The 22,333-nt window shown below is 36.4% G+C and carries 17 protein-coding genes and 1 pseudogene; 17 read left to right on the top strand and 1 reads right to left on the bottom strand.

Annotated elements, in window-relative coordinates:
• The first annotated feature begins 538 nt into the window (after window positions 1-538).
• The 7 genes from ACIQ2D_RS10210 to ACIQ2D_RS10180 all read left to right on the top strand — a co-directional run bounded on the left by ACIQ2D_RS10210 (window position 539) and on the right by ACIQ2D_RS10180 (window position 9,691).
• On the top strand, window positions 539-1,111 hold the full coding sequence (locus ACIQ2D_RS10210) for a hypothetical protein (RefSeq protein WP_402863306.1): 573 nt from the start codon (window positions 539-541) through the stop codon (window positions 1,109-1,111).
• A gap of 136 nt (window positions 1,112-1,247) precedes the next feature.
• Entirely contained in the window at window positions 1,248-1,745 is a 498-nt protein-coding gene (locus tag ACIQ2D_RS10205) for a GNAT family N-acetyltransferase (protein ID WP_402863303.1), read from the top strand.
• Window positions 1,746-2,053: 308 nt separating this feature from the next.
• Window positions 2,054-2,416: a hypothetical protein gene (locus tag ACIQ2D_RS10200; protein ID WP_402863300.1), complete on the top strand. Its 363-nt coding sequence runs from the start codon at window positions 2,054-2,056 to the stop codon at window positions 2,414-2,416.
• Window positions 2,417-2,702: 286 nt separating this feature from the next.
• A complete protein-coding gene (locus ACIQ2D_RS10195) occupies window positions 2,703-3,428 on the top strand; it encodes a hypothetical protein (protein ID WP_402863297.1) in 726 nt (241 codons plus the stop codon).
• An 812-nt stretch (window positions 3,429-4,240) separates the two neighbouring features.
• Window positions 4,241-6,397 carry an ATP-dependent helicase gene (locus ACIQ2D_RS10190; RefSeq protein WP_402863294.1) on the top strand — a complete coding sequence of 719 codons (2,157 nt, stop codon included), beginning with the start codon at window positions 4,241-4,243 and terminating at the stop codon, window positions 6,395-6,397.
• 430 nt (window positions 6,398-6,827) lie between these two features.
• Window positions 6,828-8,081: an S-layer homology domain-containing protein gene (locus tag ACIQ2D_RS10185; RefSeq protein ID WP_402863291.1), complete on the top strand. Its 1,254-nt coding sequence runs from the start codon at window positions 6,828-6,830 to the stop codon at window positions 8,079-8,081.
• An 836-nt stretch (window positions 8,082-8,917) separates the two neighbouring features.
• Window positions 8,918-9,691: a class I SAM-dependent DNA methyltransferase gene (locus ACIQ2D_RS10180; RefSeq protein WP_402863288.1), complete on the top strand. Its 774-nt coding sequence runs from the start codon at window positions 8,918-8,920 to the stop codon at window positions 9,689-9,691.
• A gap of 660 nt (window positions 9,692-10,351) precedes the next feature.
• On the opposite strand, the gene ACIQ2D_RS10175 is transcribed toward ACIQ2D_RS10180, so the two are convergent.
• Window positions 10,352-11,038, bottom strand: a complete 687-nt coding sequence (locus ACIQ2D_RS10175; protein WP_402863285.1) for a TetR/AcrR family transcriptional regulator C-terminal domain-containing protein — start codon at window positions 11,036-11,038, stop codon at window positions 10,352-10,354.
• 131 nt (window positions 11,039-11,169) lie between these two features.
• On the opposite strand from ACIQ2D_RS10175, the gene ACIQ2D_RS10170 reads away from it, so the two are divergent.
• From ACIQ2D_RS10170 to ACIQ2D_RS10130, 10 genes and pseudogenes are all read left to right on the top strand, one after another.
• On the top strand, window positions 11,170-12,522 hold the full coding sequence (locus tag ACIQ2D_RS10170) for an MATE family efflux transporter (RefSeq protein ID WP_402863282.1): 1,353 nt from the start codon (window positions 11,170-11,172) through the stop codon (window positions 12,520-12,522).
• A 357-nt stretch (window positions 12,523-12,879) separates the two neighbouring features.
• Entirely contained in the window at window positions 12,880-13,317 is a 438-nt protein-coding gene (locus ACIQ2D_RS10165; RefSeq protein WP_402863279.1) for a YxiJ family protein, read from the top strand.
• A 112-nt stretch (window positions 13,318-13,429) separates the two neighbouring features.
• Window positions 13,430-13,870, top strand: a complete 441-nt coding sequence (locus ACIQ2D_RS10160) for a YhfM domain-containing protein (protein WP_402863276.1) — start codon at window positions 13,430-13,432, stop codon at window positions 13,868-13,870.
• Between the two features lie 186 nt (window positions 13,871-14,056).
• Window positions 14,057-14,209 carry a DUF7695 domain-containing protein gene (locus ACIQ2D_RS22375; protein ID WP_483869747.1) on the top strand — a complete coding sequence of 51 codons (153 nt, stop codon included), beginning with the start codon at window positions 14,057-14,059 and terminating at the stop codon, window positions 14,207-14,209.
• Between the two features lie 149 nt (window positions 14,210-14,358).
• Window positions 14,359-14,844, top strand: a pseudogene (locus ACIQ2D_RS10155) (transposase); the annotation flags it as partial.
• A 176-nt stretch (window positions 14,845-15,020) separates the two neighbouring features.
• Window positions 15,021-17,225 carry a peptidoglycan D,D-transpeptidase FtsI family protein gene (locus ACIQ2D_RS10150; protein WP_402863274.1) on the top strand — a complete coding sequence of 735 codons (2,205 nt, stop codon included), beginning with the start codon at window positions 15,021-15,023 and terminating at the stop codon, window positions 17,223-17,225.
• Between the two features lie 702 nt (window positions 17,226-17,927).
• Window positions 17,928-18,617: a YjjG family noncanonical pyrimidine nucleotidase gene (locus tag ACIQ2D_RS10145; RefSeq protein ID WP_402863271.1), complete on the top strand. Its 690-nt coding sequence runs from the start codon at window positions 17,928-17,930 to the stop codon at window positions 18,615-18,617.
• 231 nt (window positions 18,618-18,848) lie between these two features.
• Window positions 18,849-19,763 (top strand): S-layer homology domain-containing protein, encoded by a 915-nt coding sequence (locus ACIQ2D_RS10140; RefSeq protein WP_402863268.1) that lies wholly within the window; start codon window positions 18,849-18,851, stop codon window positions 19,761-19,763.
• Window positions 19,764-20,136: 373 nt separating this feature from the next.
• On the top strand, window positions 20,137-21,597 hold the full coding sequence (locus ACIQ2D_RS10135; RefSeq protein WP_402863265.1) for an alanine/glycine:cation symporter family protein: 1,461 nt from the start codon (window positions 20,137-20,139) through the stop codon (window positions 21,595-21,597).
• Between the two features lie 404 nt (window positions 21,598-22,001).
• The gene (locus tag ACIQ2D_RS10130; protein WP_402863262.1) at window positions 22,002-22,316 is read left to right on the top strand and encodes a hypothetical protein; all 315 of its coding nucleotides are present in this window, start codon (window positions 22,002-22,004) and stop codon (window positions 22,314-22,316) included.
• Window positions 22,317-22,333: the final 17 nt, after the last annotated feature.

Here is a 22,333-nt window from a genome sequence, read left to right as displayed (position 1 = left end):
TAGAAAAACACCTCCACATTGATTATTTCAGGTTTAAATACCCGTTATTCAATGAAAGGTGTTTTTATTTGTCTCATGTTATTAGGTCAGTCCCTTTCTCCTTTTTTGGAGAAATGCTGCTTTTTTTAATTTTAGTAGCGTGGAAAGAGGTCTTGTGTAAACACTGATTTTGAAAAGAGGGTGGGGTCCATTACTCAACAACATTTTTTCGGAATTTAGCAGATAAACATTATCATATGGAGGATATTCAATTAAACGTTCGCTTAGTGTAGCTCTTAAGGAATTTGCTGAATCGCAGTAACATATAAATAGAATCTCGATGAAATGTTACAAAACGACGCTTTGGGTGCTTTTTATTCTGACTTTACAATACATATACCCTTACGTTTTGGATTTGTTTTAGAATGAACAAGGTAACAAATGTTTCATTAAAGGGACATTTAGTGGAAGTATATTACCAATAAAAATAGATTTGTATGTTAATATCGGGGTTGTGTTATAAATAATACTAAAACTGGGTGATAGTGAGGATGTTGAGATGGTTTATTTGAAGAAAGTAATGAAATTTCTGGCTTTCATTATTATTGGTATTTTTATGATAGGCTCTTTTCCTTCGACTACAAGTGCTTGTTCGTGTGCATATTTACCAAGTGTAGAAGATGAAATTGAACGTTCAAAAGCCATATTTAGTGGGAAAGTTGTTGATGTAAAAGAGAGACTAAGTTTAAAAGGATCTACTACTAAATCAGTTCTTTTTGAGGTAACGAACACTTGGAAGGGCGTTGAACAATCACAAATTATCATTACTACTGGTCAAGGTGGTGGCGATTGTGGATATAATTTTATAAAGGGAAAAGAATATTTGGTCTATGCTGATGAATCAAATATGTACGGGGCAAAATCGCTTGTAACAGTCACTTGTGATCGTACTAATATGTTGAGTTCTTTACAGGAGGATTTGGAGGTACTTGGAGAAGGACAGCCCCCCATTGAAGAAGTTAATTTAAGTGGTAAATATAATAGAAATCAACCATATATTTGGGCTACAGTAGCAGTAGCCATTGGCATTGTTGTGTTGTTCATTTTAAATAAAAGAAAAAGGTTGGATTAGTGGTTGGATAAATGGTTATTGTAGAAAGAATTACAACAAGCAAAATTTAGCCATAGTAAAATAAAGGAATAATTCAACTATCGTGGTACATAAGTGACCTATGATGAAAATAAAGAAAAAGGAGTTGTAATTTTAGATGGAACAGATTACCCTTCACCAATCCCAAAATTCCGATGTTGAGACAATTGCTAATTTACGGGCAATTGTACTACGTGATGATTTAACTAGACTAGGAAGATTTAATGAAGAAAAGGTACGCCAACGCTTTCGTGATGCATTTGACCCAGTTCATACATGGATCATTAAAGCGGGTTCCTCCTTTATTGGTTGCGTAGCTTTTAAACCGATATTAGATGGGTATCTGGTGGAACATTTTTATATTCATCCCAATTACCAAGGTAAAGGTATTGGTAGTCAGGTATTAGATTATCTTCTAAAACAAGATTATGTAATAGGAAAACGGGTGACATTAAATGTCCTGCAAGGAAGCTCTGCTCAACGTCTATATGAACGGTTTGGTTTTAAAGTGGATAGTGAGGATCTTATAGATATTTACATGTCTGTGGTAGCAGAGTTGAATACAAATAAATGTACTACCGCTCTCTCTGAAGTGGATGATTCCGAAATTGAGTAACATTACGCTTTTTACGAGACTTCTCCAAACTGGCAAAATGGAGAACGATAGCTTAATCATAATCAACCGTCCTTTTGTTGGACGTTTTTCTTTTAGTCGAAAATCAACATTATGGTTTAACATAGCATTAATATTAAACAATCGGGCGCATTTCTTTAAACTTTAATAAAGAGATGTCTATTTTTTATTAAAGGGCTATATAATTGAACAATACCTAAAAAAATCCATATTTTTAGAGTGAAAATATGGAATAATATACTTAAACCATTTGGTAAAACATATCTTTCTATCAAAGGAGTGTCCCTGAATTGAAGCTAGTCTGTAAAATCTGTAATTCAGAAGTTTCTAAACAAGTAACGGAGTTAAATGACTCTAATTTGCTGAATCTAAATGATGGTCAAGATTATATTCCTGAAGGTTTTTATATAGTACTTGATAATGATAATTTCTTCCCAATGCTAAAAGGTTCTATCATTATAAACATTCAGGATTTAATTAATTCAAACTATCATTCAAATGTAGGAAGATTAAACGGTTGCTGCGGTTACGATGGTTGTGATGGCATGAATAGAGTTTGTTTAAGTAACCATGATATCGGTACAGAATGTTCTGATTGTTGGATGCCTCACTTTGTAGCATTAAATTCGGAATGTGTAAAATTTACTGAATAAAGATATTATATTAACTTACTGATTTCAATAATGGCGTATTCTTTTATTACGATCTTCAGCAATCGGGCGCGATTGTTGAATAAGCTCCAATTTTCTAATTCAATTAACATGTACTTAAATTCCACAAGAATTTATAACGTATACAAAATAAACTTAATAAACGTTCCCAAACGTAAGTTAGAGAATCCCCCCATTCAATTGAATGAGGGGGTTGTTTTTTGCAAGTTATATATATTTATTTATAATTATTATGTTCAAATTATCGTACTTGAAAGGTTTTGAATGTATGGATTATAATCTTCAATCTACCACTTTGTCTTTTCCTGGAAAATGGGTTGGGGGAGTATCAATGGTACTTGGACCTATTTTCTTATTCGTAGGAGTGATTTTAAGGTTCAAGTTTAATTTCTTTTTCCCAGATCAACTTGAGGCTTTTGAGAGTTCCACTATTTTAATGACTATTTCGTACAGCCTTTTTTTAGCTGGAAATATATTGTTGAGTTTAGGAATCATCACTTTAACAAACCTCATTTATCGGCATAGTCCTGCTATAGCAATATGGGGTGGGATTTTTACGGTTTTTGGTTTATTTGCAAGAGCATTTCACGCTGGTATTGATCATCTAGCGTTTCAAATTGTAAATAGTAAAAACGTTGCCGTAGCAACAGATATCGTAGCCGAATCGTACGGTGCATTTCATATTGTTAGTGCTTTAAACGGGGCTATTATGCTTGGGTGGATCATTTTGGCTATTGGGGCATATCGTGCGAAAGTGTTAAATATTTTTCAAGCGATCTGTTTAGCATTAATGTCGGCTCTTCCACTGGGTGTGTTAAAAGGAACTACCACCTTTTCCATTATTGCGACATTCGGATTATGTGTAGCGATCATACCACTGGGCATTAAGATTTTGAAGAGCGGACCTCAACCTAGTGTTCAAAAAATTATTGCTTGGGTGATGTTCGTGCCTATTTTAGTAGTGATTTTCTTTGTTTTTGGAAGGTTGGGTTGATTAACGTTACACATAAACTTACTTAGAAGCCATTGTTGTACAAGCCAAAATCTATACGAAAACAGCCATTTATTAAAATAATCAGGCGTGATTGTCGGGTTGTTTAAAATGTATATTTGTTCTTTTAAACTAACGAGAACTTTAGTCAAATAAAGGTTTATAAAGTATACAAAATAAATCAAAATAATGTTCCAAAATCAAAGTTTGGGCCCACAATAAAACACTAAAAACATCGTTATATCAATGTTTTAAGTGTTTTTCTTTATTTCATCCATATACAGTTTTTTATGCACAATTGATTGAAGCTATATATAACAGGTTTTAGCTATGTTCAAAAGAAATTGAACTAGCGCACGTTTTGAATAATATCTTGCATACGCAGCCGATTCCTTAACGTTGTAAATCAACCATCTCCTTTAACATAGCCTTTTTTAAAATGGCTGTTTTCTTAATGATTGTTGCTATTCAACTACCGAATCAGCTTAGTGAAGTAAACAGGTATCTTTTAAAGTGAGTTGAAGTAGTTAATATAAGTGAGTTCCTTAATTAAAGTGTAGTCACTTAACATAGAGGTGGGTGAAATATTATTAATAAAGTAATCGTCAAAGAAACGATTGGCAAAGAAATAAATTTATCATCTATTATAGGGCTTGGCTTTCCTTCTATTGTCCCATCAAAGCCTTTTCTGCTAATGATAACCTTTCTCCCCATATTAAAACTCCTTTCAGTCTCTATAAATGAAGCATTCCATCCTGAATTAAATGCATCTTTTGGTATAATAAAATATAGATTTTTGGAACGGAGCGATTGAAATGAATGGAGCGCAAAAAGCGTTTTTTGAGGAAAAGGAGCGTTCACTTGGCGTTCGTCTAAATGATGTGCAGACGCAGGCAGTGTTGCAAACGAATGGGCCGCTGTTACTATTGGCATCTCCCGGTTCAGGAAAAACGACGACGATTATTATGCGTATCGGCTATATGATTGAGGCGCTTGGTGTGAATCCTTCTCGCATAAAGGCTGTAACGTTTAGTAATGCATCGGCCGGTGATATGAAGGCACGTTTTGCGAAGTTTTTCCCGCATTTGCCACCGGTTGATTTTTCGACGATTCATAGTTTAGCTTTTCAAGTTGTGCGGCAGACACTTGAACGCCAGGGCATTTCCTACGGCATTATTGAAGAATCGGACAAGCCGGGTGTTGTTTCAAAAAAACGAGTGCTTCGCGAGATTTTTGAACAATTAAATGGCACAAAAATTACCGAAGATCAGTTAGACGAGCTACTGACGTACATAACGTTTATCAAAAATAAAATGCTGCCAGAACAGGAATGGGCAATTGCAGAAGTAAAGGTGCCAAGAAAAGTCGAGATTTTACAGCGTTATGAGGAATATAAACGCACAGGTAGTGACCGTTTGTTAATTGATTTTGACGATATGCTATTAATGGCGAATGATATTTTCACGAAAAATCGAGAGGTGCTAGCGCAATACCAACGCCGCTACGATTATTATTTAACGGATGAAAGTCAGGATACATCGCCCGTTCAACATGCGATCATCGGGAAGCTTGTCGCAGTCCATCAAAATTTATGCGTCGTTGCGGATGAGGATCAGGCCATTTATAGCTGGCGCGGTGCAGAGCCAGATTATTTGTTGAATTTCCGAAAGATATATCCGGAGGCGCATGTTTTACTTATGACGCAAAACTATCGTTCGTCCGCAACGATTGTAGAGCCAGCCAATTTATTCATTCAGCGAAATAAAAAGCGTTTTAACAAACAAATGTTTACGGAAAATCCTGCAGCAGAGCCAATCTCGTTTAAAATCCTAGAGAATTACAATTTACAGGCCAAATATTTAGTGGACCAGTTGAAAAATCTGTCTAAGCGCGGCTCAACGGCTATTTTATATCGAAATAATACGTCAGCCATTCCGCTTATGGACGCGATTGACAGAGCAGGTTTGCCTTTCTATAAGAAAGATTCCACGATTCGCTTTTTCACGCATTGGGTCGTGGAGGATATTATGAATTTCATGCGTCTAGCGTACAATACAAAAAATATAACGGTATTTGAAAAAGTTTACAGAAAAATGAATGCTTATATTACACCAACGCAATTGAAGGCTCTACAGAAAGTGCCGGAGGGTGGCTGTGTATTCACACGGTTGTTAGAGCATGTTGAGCTAAAGGATTATCAGCCTGAATATATTAAGCGGATTCGCAAAACGTATGATAGCATTCAATTTGATAAAACGACGCCAACAGCCATGCTAGAGCATATCCGTTATGACTTTGGTTATGAGCGTACCTTAATGAAAATGAGTGAGAAACTCGGTTTTAATTATGAAAATTTACTAGATATTGTGGATGTACTTGGTTTAATTGCTCGTCATACACCGACGATGACCGAATTTGCAGGTCGTTTGAAGCAGCTTGAAAATTTAGCACGTTCGTCTCATATGAAAAATGATTTGAATGCAATTACACTGACAACATTGCACAGTTCAAAAGGCTTGGAATTTGACCGTGTGTATTTGATTGACTTGATTGAGGGGATTTTACCTAGTGAGGCGGAAGAAGAAATCGAAGAAGAAACGCGACTTTTTTATGTCGGTATCACGCGTGCGATTCGCCATTTGGAATTAATTTCGTATAATAAGCGCTTTAAAAAAAGTGTGGTGCCATCGATTTTCATGAAGGCGTTAAAACAAATCGTCTCTCCGCAGGAATTGCCAAAGAAAGCGCCGAAAAGTCCGAGGAAAGCACAGAAGCAATACCATAATGAGCGGACGATTACAACCGAGTCAGCGTTAATCGTTGGCTCAAAAGTAAAGCATGTGATTTTTGGAGAAGGGGTAATATTAGCCGTTACGAGTAACATGATTGAATTGTCTTTTGCTGCGGGGATTAAGAAGTTTTTGACGGATACATGTTTACAGCAAGGCTATTTAGAAACGATGGAAGATTAAATGAAGCGTATTCGAGATTTTTTCGAATACGCTTTTATAGTAGTGCTAAAAAAAATCCTTGTGAACGAAAAGCATCCTAAGCGTGTTTGGTAATCTTTTATAAAAGAATGTTGTTCAATATAATGATAGACTCCTTTTTCCTTTTACTGAGCGACGTATGAATAAGCATCTTACTAGCCTATGTTAATAGTAATTAAAGAACCTATCTTTTTGGAAAGGGCAGTTGCAATTAGAATAATAAATACAAACCATCATTTGTCCTTAAAGGATGAATGGTGGTTTCTTTTTGTTTGGGAATGAGTTGAACTTATGAAAATCTAGGCAGCATATCTATTAATTACTGCTGATAAAATAGGAGATTCGCTTCTATTAGATGCGAAAACCTGCTATGATATTATAGTCCTAGATTCCTATGAAGGGAGACTTATATTTGAAAAATACAAGGAAAATAGTAGCGTTTCTTATGATTTTTATACTAACTGTTAATATAAATGTGATGGTCCCTAGTGCATCAAAAATTAACCCTTTGCCATTTGAAGATGCACAGCTAGGTAGAAATAGTAATGCTTATTTATCTATCTATTCAAATCTATCTACCCAAATGAAAGAAAGTTTTATTAATAAAATTTCTATTCCTGCAATGGAAGCAAAAGAAAAATGGGGAATCCCTGCTAGTGTCATTATTGGCATGGCAGCTCTTGAAAGTGGTTATGGAACAACAAGAATAGCTGTACATGCAAATAATTTTTTCGGCATAAAAGTATGGGGGTATAACCCGAAAAACGCTTGGCAGCTAAAAGGGCAGCCTGATGAAGATTATGAACCGGTACCTGTTTTAGTCGATTATGGAGATGATCGAAAAATATTCGATGAAAGTAAAAGAAGAGATAACTGGTATCGTAAGTTTAATTCTTATAAAGGAGCGGTTGATTATTTAGCAGGAAACTTACTATTAAATCAAAGATATAGTTTTGCAAAATCAAATTATCAAGAAAGAATTAAACAGGGTTGGAGTTTGGAGAAAGCAGCCAAAGAATATCTATACGATATTGCCGAAGCCGGATATAACCATTTGGGTGGCGAATACTATCGAAATAAAGTAGGCAAGGTAATAGACGAATGGAATTTAACTCAATATGATGATAAAAAATTCCGAGATATAATAGGGCATTGGGCTGAAAAGGAAATTTTGTTTTTAGCAGAAAAGGGTTGGATTTCTGGCTATCCTGATGGAACATTTAAGCCGAATAAGCAAGTAACAAGAGCTCAAGCTGCTAAAATTATCAGTAATTTTCTAGGGCTGACGCCAACAAATGAAAAGATTTCATTTAGTGATGTACATCAAAACCATTGGGCTCGTGATGTAGTTAATTTAGTTGCCCAACACAAAATAATGAATGGGGTTGGCGATGGACGTTTCGATCCCGAAGCTAATGTAACTAGAGCGCAAATGGCACAAATAATGTATAATGCAGGTTTATATAGCCATCCTAATAATAATCAAGTGAATTCATTTATTGATGTAGGCCCCAATCATTGGGCATATGAAGCAATTGAAACTATGAAACAAGAAGGGATTCTAAATGGCTACAGTGATGGTCGATTCGGCCCTTATAATTCCACATCCAGAGCGCAATTAACAGTTATGATTTATCGTTTATATGAAAGAGGGTTCAGTAATTAAAATCATGTAAGTTTAAGAGGCACTTAATGGTGCCTCTTTTCTTATCGTTGAAACGAATAAGATAACAATACGGAATATTCGTATTTTGTTACAGTTGCTTTATACGATTAGGTCATGCCAACCTAATAATGATAAGAAAAAAAGGCGCGACACCTCTAAAAGGGAATCGATCCTATATAATTAAAACTACCAGCATCCATGTGTTGCCTATCCAAATCACCGGGACTAAAAATTGACTGGTATAAGGGAAGAATAAAATTAGCACAGTTTGGAAATGGTAGTTTAGATATTGAGTGGGATCATGAAGGTACATGGTGTACTTATATTACAGATCAAATTAAAGAATCGAAATATAAACTGGAATTAAAAAGAGAGAAGAATAAAAGAGATGAAGAACTAAAGAGGAAACAAGAAGAAGAGGATGAAAAGGGAGTTATTGAAGAAAAAAAGGAGAATTTCAATAGCTTATTCAAGAATAAACTATAAGAATTTTTATGTTCATCATAAGAATAATAACTAACTTGAGCGTTAATCCAACAGGGATTTAACGCTCTTTAATTCGACTATTTAAAATGAAAGATTGTGTGATAAGAAGGATTTTTTCTTATTCCACAAACGGGCGCGATTCTGTAATAAGGATCAGCGCTTGTTTTCGTTAAAGGGCCATTTAATTGAATAACACTTCTAAATTAAAAATAGGATTTTATGTTAATCTTGATGTGAGTTTGTGAAACAATGTACTTAAGCTAACGGGGCAGTTTAGTTGAAGAATAATGGTACAATTTCTTTAAATCGTTCAAGGGATTATATAGCTAATTTGATAGGAGGGATTTCAATTGAATGATTCGGTTCTAAAGTTCTATGAGGAACTTGCAGAAGATTATCACCTTATATTTGTTGATTGGAATCAAGCAATTTCACGGCAAGGCGAAGTTCTTGATAAATTGATCCGATCGAAGTTTACCACTTCTTCCGCGCATAACATTTCAGTTTTAGATTGTTCGTGCGGCATTGGTACACAAGCAATAGGATTAGCTAAATACGGGTATAACGTAAGTGCGACTGACATAAGTCCTGCTTCTGTAAAAAGAGCAGAAAAAGAAGCAGTAAGCCATGGGGTACACATAAACTTTGGAGTGGCAGATTTTCGCACGTTAGATCAGGATGTATCGGGGGTATTTGATATAGTGCTGTCGGCGGATAATGCTATTCCACATCTAATGATAGATGAAGATTTAAATAAAGCTTTTCAAAATATCCATACAAAACTTAATCATAATGGCTTGCTTATAGTTACCATAAGAGATTACGATGCAATGGTAAAAGAGAAGCCAACAATCACACAGCCTAATGTTCTCGATGAGGGGAAGAGGATTGTTTTTCAGGTATATGATTGGGCAGAAGACGGAAAAACGTATACGGTACATCAATTTATCATGCATGAAATTAACGGTGAATGGAAAACAAAACATAATCGTACTGAGTACAGAGCATGGTTGCGCGAAGAGATTAACAACATGTTAAACGTGATTGGTTTCACAGATGTTGAGTGGCGTTTCCCCGAGGATACAGGTTATTATCAACCTATTATGACAGCTCGGAAAATTTAATATCTTATCCTCGGGTTGTTGAACTAACGGAGTGCTTTACTTGAAAATCATTGAGTTGCGCAGGCAGCTCTTTTTTCTTATTGTGCTAACGGAGCAGGTTAGTTGAAGAGTGTTGTTTAACTTGTGTTCAACTATCGTGCCAGATTGTTAGAGGATATAAAATTACAGTTACATGAAGGGGAGAAACATTAGGTGTAAAAAATAAAGATCTAATAAATAGTTTAATACCACTAGGGATGATTTTTGGTTCTGCTATTGGTGTAATTCTTGGCATATTTTTCGAACCAATTTCTCAAGGATTTTCAATTGCTATGGGAGCTGGAATTGGGTTATTACTTGGATCTATCGCTTATGGATTTTATAGTCAGAAAGGGTAGAACTACAACAAACGGGCGCCATTGTGGTAGAACCACTAGATTTAAACAACTTTATTATTATATTTTTCAGTGAATAGAGCATCTGACATCAAAAATCAAACCACTATATTTTAACCCCGTCCTAACTTAGAACGGGGTTATGGCATTTAATGTTACCAAAGGACGCTTTTTTTTACTTCAACTACGAAGTACTTAGTTAGGACTTCTGTAGATTGTAGAAGACCTTCTAACTGGTTATAAAACATAGCTAGCGATCCCATCCGATCACTGGATGGGCGTTTTTTTACATTTCCTCCACCTGTTCCTTCATCACCTGCTCGACCCCGAGCAAAATCAACTTCAACCCAAATTCAAACGCTCTGTCAGTACCCATCAGCTCAAACAGCCCGTTCTTAAACATCCCCCGGAACAGTCCCGCATCCGACTCGTTCATGGAGTCTAGAAGGCGAATCATTTCTTCTCCTGGAGGCATTTCTTTGTCCTTAAGGATCGCGGAGACGCTGCGTTGATGTTGATAATCGTCTAGAACGAAGTAGTAGACATAGTTAACAAGTGTCGTAACTACTTGTATTTTCTGCTCTTGCTCAAGCGGTGTTGAGTCTACGCAGAGCAGCATCCGGTTGGTGAATCGGATGATATCTGGTTCGTGGGGCAGTGTCATCATCATAATCTGTGTAGAGCATGGATAGCGGCTGAGCACACTTCTTACCGTTACGGCAAGCTCAGTCAACTGTTCCTTCCAATCCCCTTCAGAGTGGAATTCCTCCAAAATTATTTTAGATACCTGGTTGGCTAGACGCTGGTAGAGATTTTGTTTGCTCTTGAAGTACCAATACAATGAGGGCGCCTGAATCCCAAGCCTGTCTGCCAATCGTCTCATACTGAGTTTCTCGATCCCCTCCTCTCCAAGAAGCTCCCATGAGGCTTCAAAAATTTTATCTTCCGAAATCTGAGGCTGCTGTTTTTTCATTGGTATCCTCCATTTCATCTAACACTGTAAGTTTTATACTTTACAGATTCATACGTTCATGATAACATCTAACACTGTAAGATTCAAACTAACACCGTTAGATAAATGTTTAAAAGAAAGAAGTGATCCACATGGATACAGAAAATCTCTATTACTTTGAAAAAGCACCGGTCGCAAAAGCTGTAGCTCACTTTGCTGTACCGATGATGCTAGGCACATCAATGAGTGTCATATATTCCATCTTGAATGCCTACTTCCTTGGTATGCTACATAATACTGCCATGTTAACTGCACTCGCATTAACCTTGCCGTTATTCGCGGTCATTATGGCGCTAGGAAATTTGATTGGCATGGGAAGTGGTACATTCATCTCACGTTTGCTAGGAGAGAAAAAATATGATGATGTAAAGCATGTGTCTTCATTCGCCTTTTACAGTAGCTTAGTTCTCGGTCTTATCGCGATCGCTGTAGGCCTCCCATTGATAGATCAAATCGTTAATGGCCTTGGGGCAACGGCTGACTCCTTCGAATTCACAAAGGACTATGTCACAGTTATGATCATAGGCTCACCATTCGTCATATTGTTCTTCACACTGGAGAATATCGTGCGCGCAGAAGGTGCAGCAATTACGTCTATGCTTGGTATGATGATCAGCGTTGTCGTGAATATTCTTCTAGATGCACTATTCATTTTCGTCTTCCATTGGAGCGTAACTGGGGTTGCGATCGCTACGGTAATGTCGAACGTTGTTGCCAGTGCATTTTACGCTTTGCATATCAGATATAAAAGCCAATTCTTAACCGTGTCAGCAAAATGGTTTAAGGCTACTAAAGAGATTCTGAGTAATGTCATTAAAATCGGTATTCCCATCTTTATTATGAGTATCTTTTTGGGTGCAATGTCGCTCATCTTAAACCACTTTCTTATAGAATATGGGGATCAGGCAGTAGCTGCTTACGGGATCTCATCACGTTTATTGCAATTTCCTGAGTTTATCCTAATGGGCTTATGTGAGGGCGTAGTGCCACTGATCGCCTTTTCGTTTACAGCGAATAAAATGCGCATGAAGCATACAATCGGATTTACAATTAAAACGATTGTGGCGTTAGCCTTCGTATTCGGCGTTATCGTTTATCTGATATCTGATAACTTAATTGGTTTATTTACGAATGATCCACATTTAATTGAAATGGGCAGTTACATTTTGCATGTAACGTTCTTATCCTTGTTTATTACCGGCATGACCACGTTGTTTACGGGTATATTTCAAGCAACGGCACAAGGAACTGCTGCGTTTATTATGTCAATTATTCAAGGAGTTACACTAATTCCTATGTTGTTTATCGCCAATCATATGTACGGATTCCACGGCGTAATCTGGTCGCTTGTCATTGCAGATGCCGTTTCATTCCTTGTGGGTGCTAGCATGCTGTATGTTTTACGGAACAAATTGCAGCCGGATTTAGATAGTTTAGTACAGTAGAAAAAATAAAACTTATAAAAAAGAGTTGGGGTTTCTTGCACTATAACCCCTTATTCAATTGAATGAGGGGGTTATTTTGGCTACTAATGATTGTTATGTTCCCTAATATAACTTTGGTCACTTCAGCCACGCTTTGGGTGCATTTTATCTTCAACAAACGGGCGCGATTCTGTAATAAGGATCAGCGCTCGTTTTCATTAAAGGGCCATATTGTTGAATAAGGGGTCTAACCTGATTTATACGGATTCACAACGGTAAGCAAAGAATATCTCAAAACGACGCTTTGGGACGGTTTGTGGTATTTTACTAAACAAATTTGATAAAATAGATAAAAGACACACGCATAAGGGAGAAAATATGAACGATAATTTAAAACAACTAACAGAAATTGAAAGCAAATTAAAAAAGCCATTTCCTACTAGCGATATTAATAAAATATGTGCAGATTTTCGAACAGAATTTTTAAATTTATCTGACGAGTTTGAGCCCTATGAGGTTGATTTCTATGAAGATTTTCGTTATTACTGTGTGAATATAGCTGGAACATTAAGTTATGTTTTAGGTGATAAGACAAATCAAATCCCACAAGGACAAATTGACATGCTATATAAGTCTTTCTTTGAATACTATAATCAATATGAATTTCTTGAAGACCAGATAGCAAACTATAATCATTTCTTTCAGAAATATAAATCTTATGAGCAAGCGAGGAATTTGTTATTACAGCTGTTGTCAAGTAACTATTATCCATTAAATCGACAGAGTCTATACACAAAAATAAATCTAAATTTTTGAAATGAACTTAAAATTTATAAAGCCAAATTCAATAAAACGTTCCCAAATAAGACTTTGGTGAAGCTACGAGGAGACAGCAAATAAATATATGTGTTAGAGAGGAGCATGCAGATTGAAAAAGTTTTGGCTTCTCTTAGGATTACTTTTTCTTGTTGGATGTAGTGAAGGCGACAAAACCACTTTAAAAGCATTTGAGTTATCTGATGAAATTCATAAAATTAGCGTAACAGGAAATGGTCTAATTTCTTATGCTGATAATAGTGAAGCAATATTTGACAGAGAAATTGTAATTGAGAATGTTTCCGATATTCAAAAGGTTAAAGATACATTACAAAATGCAACGGAATCAACAGGAAAGATTACATCTGAGGGTCCGTTATTTGTACTTGAATTAACATTCGAGGGCGGTTATTCAAAAGTTATTGATTTATGGTACTACACTGAGGCAAATACAGGACGTTTTGAAGTAGAGGATGTAGTGTATCAGTTGAATGATGATTCCGTCCCACAATTAATAGAACTATTTGAGTCGTATCGAGAGCAAAAAGTTTAATAACTAGCATTTATTATTCTTATAGAATTAGGGACTATTGTTGAATAAAACTTAGATTTATAAACGATTTTATAGTTGTATTTTTTAGTATAGTGAAGTATCTTATATCAAAAATAAAACAACTATATTTTTAACCCCGTCCAAAATTTAGAACGTGGTTATGCTTGTTTGAGCTTTTAAAATTAAATAACCTTATTATCATTTTACAGTAATGACTTTCAATTTTGTAAATGTGGTGCAGTAGGAATAGATAGCGGATTAGACTACCGCAAACGGGTTTTCGGCTCTAATCCAGCAGAAATACATTACGAAGAAATGTCAGAATATGAATGCTTTTGACTTTAGTAGTGGGAAGATCTAGCTGTTAAAAAACAATAATTATTACTAAATTTAAGTGTGTAACTCTTCTAATCCTTTGTATATTTGTATGCAATTGGAACTTATACTCATTTGAAACGTTATAAAAGTAAGAGGGGGAGGGAACGCATGTCGTCGGCGCACTCAAAACGAACCGTATTTTGTATCCACAAAGTATTCGTATTCAAGCAAAACATTTCGCAACGCATATCCAAAAAGAGGACACCGATCTCGTAACGGTTGGTGGAGAAACGTATCGCGTGTATCGTTATGAAGGGGCCTTGAATGAGTCTGAAAACGGTGTCGTACTTCTGTGTTGGCCACAGGAAGCATCGATGGAGCCAAAGAATATGCGCTGTTTTTTGAGTACAGATACTGAGCAGCTAACGACGGAACAAACTCTTACGTATTATAGCCACCATTGGTCGATTGAAACATACCTTAAGCAAGTTAAGGGATGTCTCGGTTTCAGCGGAGCACAAATCCGCAGTGTACAAGCGATTCAATGTTACTGGGTTCTTGTGCAGTTTGCGTATTTAATTCTTGGTCATTTGTACGATACACCCTTCACCTATTCCATACATATCGCCAGAACGAAGAAATTAGAGAGTATTTAAGTATATATTTTTCACGAAATCAATATTCCTGTAATTTTAATGAAGGCCAAAATTACTCTCTAGATAAATAGATGTAAATGCACACTAGCGATAGACCGAGCTTTTCTGACGATGCATCGGGTGGTATACATAGTATCGTATATTTGAATAAACATATATAAAGGAGGGTAATCCATTTGCACAAAACGCCAGGAAAGGGTCGTGCATCGAATGTAAAGGCGAAGCATCATTCAAATTTAACACTTCGTATGAATGTCCTCTTCTTTTCTATATTTCTTATGTTTTCAATGTTAATTTTTAGACTTGGTTATATGCAAATTGTAAAAGGTGAAGAGTATGTACGAAATTTAGAAAGTAAAGAGGAAGTACCGGTGAATACTAGTGTGCCAAGAGGGCGCATGTATGACCGATATGGGCGTATTTTAGTCGATAATCAGCCAGAAAATGCGATTACGTATACGAAAATGCAAACGACAAAAACAGAGGAAATGTTAGAAATTGCAGAGAAATTGGCCACTTTAATCGAACAGCCGACAAATCGTGTGACGATGCGTGATAAATACGATTTTTGGATATTAAAAAATCGTGATGCGGCTTACGAAAAAGTTACTAAGGAAGAAGTAAAAGAAATTAATGAAAGAAAAGAAATTACGATTAGTAAAGCGAACGCTGAGGTTGATAAGCTTGTCCGGGAGCGTATTACAGACGAGGAATTAGCGCAACTAACGGAAGCGGATTTAGAAGTGCTTGCAATCTACCGCGAAATGGCTTCAGGTTACAACTTATCACCGCAAATTATTAAAAGTGAAAACGTATCAGATGATGAGTTTGCACGTGTATCAGAACGTTTAACAGAATTACCGGGAGTAAATACGACAACGGATTGGAAACGTGTAAAACTGTCACCACTATCAGTTTTAGGGCGTACAACACTTCCTGTCAAAGGGATTCCTAATGAAAAACTTGATTACTATTTAGCGCGTGATTACTCGCGAAATGACCGAGTAGGCGAAAGTTATATTGAAGCACAGTATGAAGAGCTACTGCAAGGTCAAAAAACAGTCGTCAAAAATATTACCAATAAAAAAGGGCAAGTCGTCGATACGATTACAACGTATGAGGGCGAGCCAGGTAAGGATTTAGTGCTAACGTTTGATAGTGAACTACTTGCAGAAACAGAGAAGATTGTCGAAGAAGAGTTACTCGCTTTAAAATCATTAGGTGGCTCGCATTTATTAGACCGTGCCTTTTTAGTGATGATGGATCCAAACACTGGAGATGTTTTATCGATGGTTGGTAAGAAAATCGAGAAGGATCCTGATACTGGGAAAAATGTGATGCTAGATTATTCTTACGGCACCTTTACAACGGCCTATGAGTCTGGATCTACGGTTAAAGCAGCAACCGTATTAACCGGTTATAACCAAGGTGTTATTTCAATGGGCACTACACTGGGAGATGAACCTATTCGATTAGCAGGTACGCCAGTAAAGAAATCGATTTTCAATCCTAGTGGCTACATCTCAATGAATGATTTAATGGCGCTTGAACGTTCATCTAACGTCTATATGTTTAAAATAGCAATGCTAATAAACGGTACACCATATAGTCCTATGATGCCTTTACGTTTGAATGATCAAACATTCTCGAAAATGCGTAATAATTATGCACAATTCGGCTTAGGGGTCAAAACAGGTATTGACTTACCAAATGAAGTAAGTGGAGTAATGGGTCCATCAGGTCCAACAATGGGTGGTAAAACACTTGATTTAGCGATAGGACAGTACGATACGTATACAACATTACAATTAGCGCAATACATTTCGACGGTGGCAAATGGCGGCTATCGAATTAAACCGCATGTAGTGAAGGAAGTGCGAGAGCCGTCAAAAGACGGACAACAACTTGGCCCATTGGCAACAGAGATTGAACCAACTATTTTAAATCGTATCGATAACCCGACAGAAGAGATTGATTATGTGAAAAAAGGTCTTCGTCGAGTATATGTTGGTTCGCAAGGTTCTGCTGGGAGACAGTTTAGGGATACACCGTACACAGCAGCAGGGAAAACCGGAACAGCTGAGGTAGTTTATTTTGGACCGTTAAAAGAGAAGTGGAAAACGGAAGTATTAAACTTAACACATGTAGGCTTTGCGCCATATGAAAATCCTGAAATTGCCTATGCTGTTGTTATTCCTTGGGCAACAACTAACTTTGTGCCACCTCTTCCTCATGCCAATAAGATTGCTAGACGATCACTTGATAAGTATTACGAGCTAAAGGCTAAATATGAAACGACTCAAGTTTCTGTTAGTAATATGGAACAACCAATTCTTTCGGCAATCACTGAAGAAAAAATTGGCGAGGATGAACAAGAATAGAGAGGGACATTGGGTTATTATAGCCCAGCGTTTTTTTTACTTTAAAATCAGGAATTATGTTATCTGCCTATTTATAATAATGTACTTTAAATGAGTAAATTTAATATATAGGAATCTATGTTTCTACTACTGTATATAGTCAATGAAATTCAGACCGGGATAAACTGTATTGATGTGGATACGATACTAGATGTATTTGAAGTAGAATGAAGGCGGTGAGACGTAGTGATAACTTCCGACGAACGTTATTTATTGCATCGTACATTAATGAAAGATTGGCAATATGTAGAGTCAATGAAAATGGCAGATGTTTTTTCTATTTGGTTTGATTAGCAAACAAAAATATTACAACGGGAATGTAAAATACTAAATTGCCAATTAAAAGAAAAAGGGCTGAAAGTACTGCATTTAACGGTGTTAGATGAATATTTTTGCGATTATAGGATTGCAATGAGTGGAGAAGATATGGAGTTGCAATATTCCACGGAAGGGGCTGAAAAGTGAAGTGCAAGAAGAAGTGCAAAAACGCCTTCTTGTTCATAGTAACTCTGCGCGAAAGTAATGCGGAGTTACTATTGTAAATACATAAGTTCGAGAAAGATGTAAAATTAGGAGCGCTTTTCTACTGTTATTTTTGTGAAAAAACGATATGATAGAGAAAGCAAGACGGCAAGACCGTACGAAAGAAAGTAGGAAGATATTTTGAGTAAGTATGAAACACTATTATTTGATGTAGATGACACATTACTAGATTTTGACGTAGCTGAAAATGCTGCCTTAACTCGTTTATTTGATCAAGAAAATATTACGGTAACACCAGCGATGCTAGAGCGCTATAAAGAAATAAATGAAGCGATGTGGCGTGCATTTGAACGCGGGGAAGTGACTAAAAACGTACTCCATAACACACGATTTTCGAAATTTTTTAAGGAATATGGCATTGATGTAGACGGTGAGTATTTTGAGGGCGAGTTCCAAAAATATTTGCAGGAAGCTCATTATTATGTCGAAGGTGCCTATGAAGTCATCGAGCAATTAGCACAAGAGTATGATTTGTACGTCGTATCGAATGGTAAGACGACAACGCAAAATAAACGTTTAGTTGATGCTAATTTAGCGAGTTACTTTGAAGATATTTTTGTTTCGGAGCAAACGGGTTATCAAAAGCCAATGATTGAGTTTTTTGATTATGTATTTACGCGTATCGATGGAATTGATAAAGATAAAACATTGATTGTCGGGGATTCACTGACATCTGACATAAAAGGTGGCTTACGAGCAGGTATTGATACATGCTGGTTTAACATTCGTGATATTGACAATACAAGCGATGTTCACCCACACTATGAGATAAAAAAGTTGCACGAATTACATACGCTATTAGCAAAATAAAAAATAATCCCCGTGAGTATAAGATACTTTACGGGGATTAACTATGTGGACGGATAAAAGTTGAAAATTGACGGATAAAAATCGAAAACAGGCGGATAAATCTAAGGAAATGAAGGATAGCGACGCTTATTGTTGCATAGAGAGAGCAAAAAGGTCTGCGTAAAAAATACTATGTTTTTATGTTATTGAATCTATTATGATGGTAATAGACATACTGAAGGGAGAGGAGATATGAAAAAAACTATCCAAATGGCAGCGATGGTTGTAGTACTCGGCACAGCTAGTAGTACTCCAATGCAAACATATGCCTATCAAGAGCCAACAAATTATGTACATACGAAAACTGACAATATGATTGTATATTCGAAGTATGGAGCAAAAATTTCAGCATCTGAAAAAGACGGAAAATTCAGTGTGAAAGCCGATATTGTCAATAATCGTCAGCCACTAGAAGTAGAGATTTTTAAAAACGGTCATACTGGTGTGTTAAAGCAAGTAACAAAAAAAACAGTAGAACCAGTAGCATATCGTGATGAAGGGGACCGAGTCATTGCAACGATTCATGGCAATGCTGAGTTGCAATTTGTCCATCCTACAGTAAATAATTTTCGGGATATAGCAAATTCGTCAAATGCAATGTATATTACAGCATTAGCGGAGCGGGGGATTGTGAATGGAAGAACGCCAGATTACTTTGGTGAAAACGAAACATTAACACGTGCACAGGTAAGTGCATTAGTAGCACGTGCTTTTAGTCTCCAACAAGTAAGCACAACGCAGTTTAAGGATATAGATACGAAAAAATCATGGTATGGCGGGTATGTAGGAGCTATAACTTCAATTGAGGTTATGAAAGGGAAGACGTATAATGAGTTTAATCCGAACGGCAAACTTACACGACAACAAGCAATCTTAATACTCGGTCGTATGTTAGATGCTGTTGATTTCGCGCCGAATGAAGAAGTTGATGGTTTCCCATATAGCGATAGCGTGAATTTCGACGACGAACTATATCAACATACAGCAACTCTATATGCATTAGGTGCCATTGATTATGATGAAATACTGGAGCCGGCTCAAAGGATAACGCGTGGTCAATTTGCAAAAATGCTGTATAAAGTATTACAAGAATCAGGAAGATTATAATAAAGACAAAATAACCACTCATTTATGTTTGTAAATGAGTGGTTATTTTTATGTTGCCTTATTGTGTTCTTCTGAAAAGGACAAGTGGGTGTGTTTTTCAGGAGGAATACATCTTTATGTTGAAATCTATTCTTTGTACTTTTCCAGTGAACTGAAAGATTTTGTAAGCGAAAAATTATGTAGAACAATAATGCTGAAATATTATCGATGTATATTAATTTGTGCTTTGTGTATTGGAAACGGAGAATAGTGCGTGTTTTTCCTTTGATTTATTTCGTTTGTTATCAAAATGAAGAAAGAGGTATTGTATTTATAGAGCGGATAAATTATAGTGATATATATTAAATAAAATACAGCGAAGAAGGTTTTTACAGTGGACAAATTTGTAGAGATAATGAATGGTATTTTATGGGGTCCTTGGCTCGTGTACGGTATCCTTGTAGTCGGCTTACTTTTTACATTTATGACACGCGTTGTGCAAGTGCGCCTTATTAAAGATAGTGTAATGTTAATGTTTAAAGGCGAAAAATCAGAAAGTGGTGTTTCTTCTTTTGAAGCACTATCAATGGCGTTATCAGGCCGTGTTGGAACAGGTAATATTATCGGGACAGCATCAGCGATCGCATTCGGTGGTCCGGGTGCAGTGTTCTGGATGTGGGTGACAGCATTTATTGGTGCATCAACAGCATTTGTCGAATCAACACTCGCTCAAATTTATAAAGAAAAGAAAAATGGTGTGTACCGCGGAGGTCCAGCCTTTTATATTGAAAAAGGGACTGGCAAGCGTTGGTTTGGAATATTGTTCGCTATTGCGGCGATTTTAGCAACAGCCTTTTTAATTCCAGGGGTACAATCAAATGCGATTTCTAGTGCGATAGACAATGCATTTGGAATTGAGCCATGGATTACCGGCTTATTTTTAGTTGTAGCTTTAGGTTTTATCATCGTTGGTGGTGTTAAACGTTTTGCAAGAACAGCAACAATACTTGTGCCATTCATGGCAATTGCCTATCTACTAATGGCATTAATCATTATTGTGTTGAACATTTCACAGTTACCAGAAGTGTTAGGACTTATTTTCCGTAGTGCATTTGGTGCGGATGCAGTATTTGGTGGAATGGTCGGTTCTGCAATTGCATGGGGGGTTAAACGTGCTATCTTCTCAAATGAAGCAGGGCAAGGGAACGGTGCTCACCCAGCAGCGGCAGCAGAAGTATCTCATCCAGCTAAACAAGGTCTAGTACAATCATTCTCTGTTTATATTGATACATTGCTAGTATGTTCAGCAACGGCATTAATGGTGTTGTTCATGGGGACATACAACGTACAAGAAGGTAGTGCAACGGGAGCGGTAGTGCAAGAGAATGCAGCAGGCATTACCTATACTGAATTTACTCAAGTAGCGGTGAATAGTGCATTCCCGAATTTCCAAAGCTTCGGTTCAGCATTTGTAGCAATTGCATTATTTTTCTTTGCTTTTACAACTATTCTTTCATATTACTATATTGCAGAAACAAATGTGGCTTACTTATTTAAAGGGAAGAAGGAAGTTACGGCGACTTGGTTTATTAAAGCGGCTGTTATTGGGACATCTTTCTATGGTACGGTGCGCACATCAGATCTAGCATGGGCATTCGGAGATGTTGGTCTTGGTTTAATGGTATGGGTCAATATTGTGGGTATGTTATTAATGGCGAAGCCCGCAATGATTGCGTTAAAAGACTATGAAGCACAACGAAAAGAAGGGAAGGACCCAACATTCCATCCTGAAAAACTAGGCATTAAAGGTGCAGAATTTTGGATAGAGTACAATAAAGAGAATAATAATAAGTAATAAATATGAAGCCGATGCTATTTAAAGCATCGGCTTTTATAGATTCGGAAAGCTAGGAATTAGGGTGTGGGTTTACTAAACTCTAATAATTTCTCTTTTTCATAAATCATATACAACTTCTTCATGTCGTGTAATTATAGTAGCGTCTAGAGTATCAAAAAGTAATAGTTACTAGATTGCCAATGAATACAATACAGACATTTTACCATTGTATTGGGATGGATCATTTTCTGCAAAAGCCAATTACTAAACATTGTTTGTTATAAGATATATAAAACATCAGAAAGGGGTCCGTTTTATTCCATTAGTATATAATAATGGTAATGGTTGTTATTTAATTGAAGAATGAAATGGGTGGTAATGATGTGTTTGAAAGTGAGTGGATATAAAGGGGGAGCGGAGTGATGTTAATATTATCAACGTTTATTATGCTGATGGCTATCGGTTTGCTTATTAACGGTATTCTTACGTTAATTTATAAAAATAAAGAAAAGGTAGATAAAGGATTTACATTTGCATATGCTAAATTAAGTTATAGAAGAAAGTTGATTCGAACATTATGGTCTCTACTTATAATGATTCCTGTACTTCTAATGCTGAATTTATCTGTTGGTTTGCATTCTTATGAGAAACAATCAATTTTCCTATTTTTAGTGTTTCTTTTCCTTATACAACTGGCTTATAACTATTATAAGTGGAAAAAGAATGAGGATTATTAAAGAAATGTCTTTAACCT

This window comes from Lysinibacillus sp. NPDC097287, assembly GCF_044761695.1.
Taxonomy (GTDB): Bacteria; Bacillota; Bacilli; order Bacillales_A; family Planococcaceae; genus Lysinibacillus.
The sequence above is the reverse complement of the archived record's forward strand: the minus strand, read 5'-3'. Positions and strand labels throughout refer to the sequence as shown.

Bases quoted from the DNA above. Each gene is read 5' to 3' on its own strand.
- ACIQ2D_RS10130 (WP_402863262.1), top strand. From the start codon at position 22,002: ATGTTAATATTATCAACGTTTATTATGCTGATGGCTATCGGTTTGCTT.
- ACIQ2D_RS10190 (WP_402863294.1), top strand. From the start codon at position 4,241: ATGAATGGAGCGCAAAAAGCGTTTTTTGAGGAAAAGGAGCGTTCACTT.
- ACIQ2D_RS10195 (WP_402863297.1), top strand. From the start codon at position 2,703: ATGGATTATAATCTTCAATCTACCACTTTGTCTTTTCCTGGAAAATGG.
- ACIQ2D_RS10175 (WP_402863285.1), bottom strand. From the start codon at position 11,038: ATGAAAAAACAGCAGCCTCAGATTTCGGAAGATAAAATTTTTGAAGCC.
- ACIQ2D_RS10205 (WP_402863303.1), top strand. From the start codon at position 1,248: ATGGAACAGATTACCCTTCACCAATCCCAAAATTCCGATGTTGAGACA.
- ACIQ2D_RS10165 (WP_402863279.1), top strand. From the start codon at position 12,880: ATGAACGATAATTTAAAACAACTAACAGAAATTGAAAGCAAATTAAAA.
- ACIQ2D_RS10140 (WP_402863268.1), top strand. From the start codon at position 18,849: ATGAAAAAAACTATCCAAATGGCAGCGATGGTTGTAGTACTCGGCACA.
- ACIQ2D_RS10170 (WP_402863282.1), top strand. From the start codon at position 11,170: ATGGATACAGAAAATCTCTATTACTTTGAAAAAGCACCGGTCGCAAAA.
- ACIQ2D_RS10210 (WP_402863306.1), top strand. From the start codon at position 539: ATGGTTTATTTGAAGAAAGTAATGAAATTTCTGGCTTTCATTATTATT.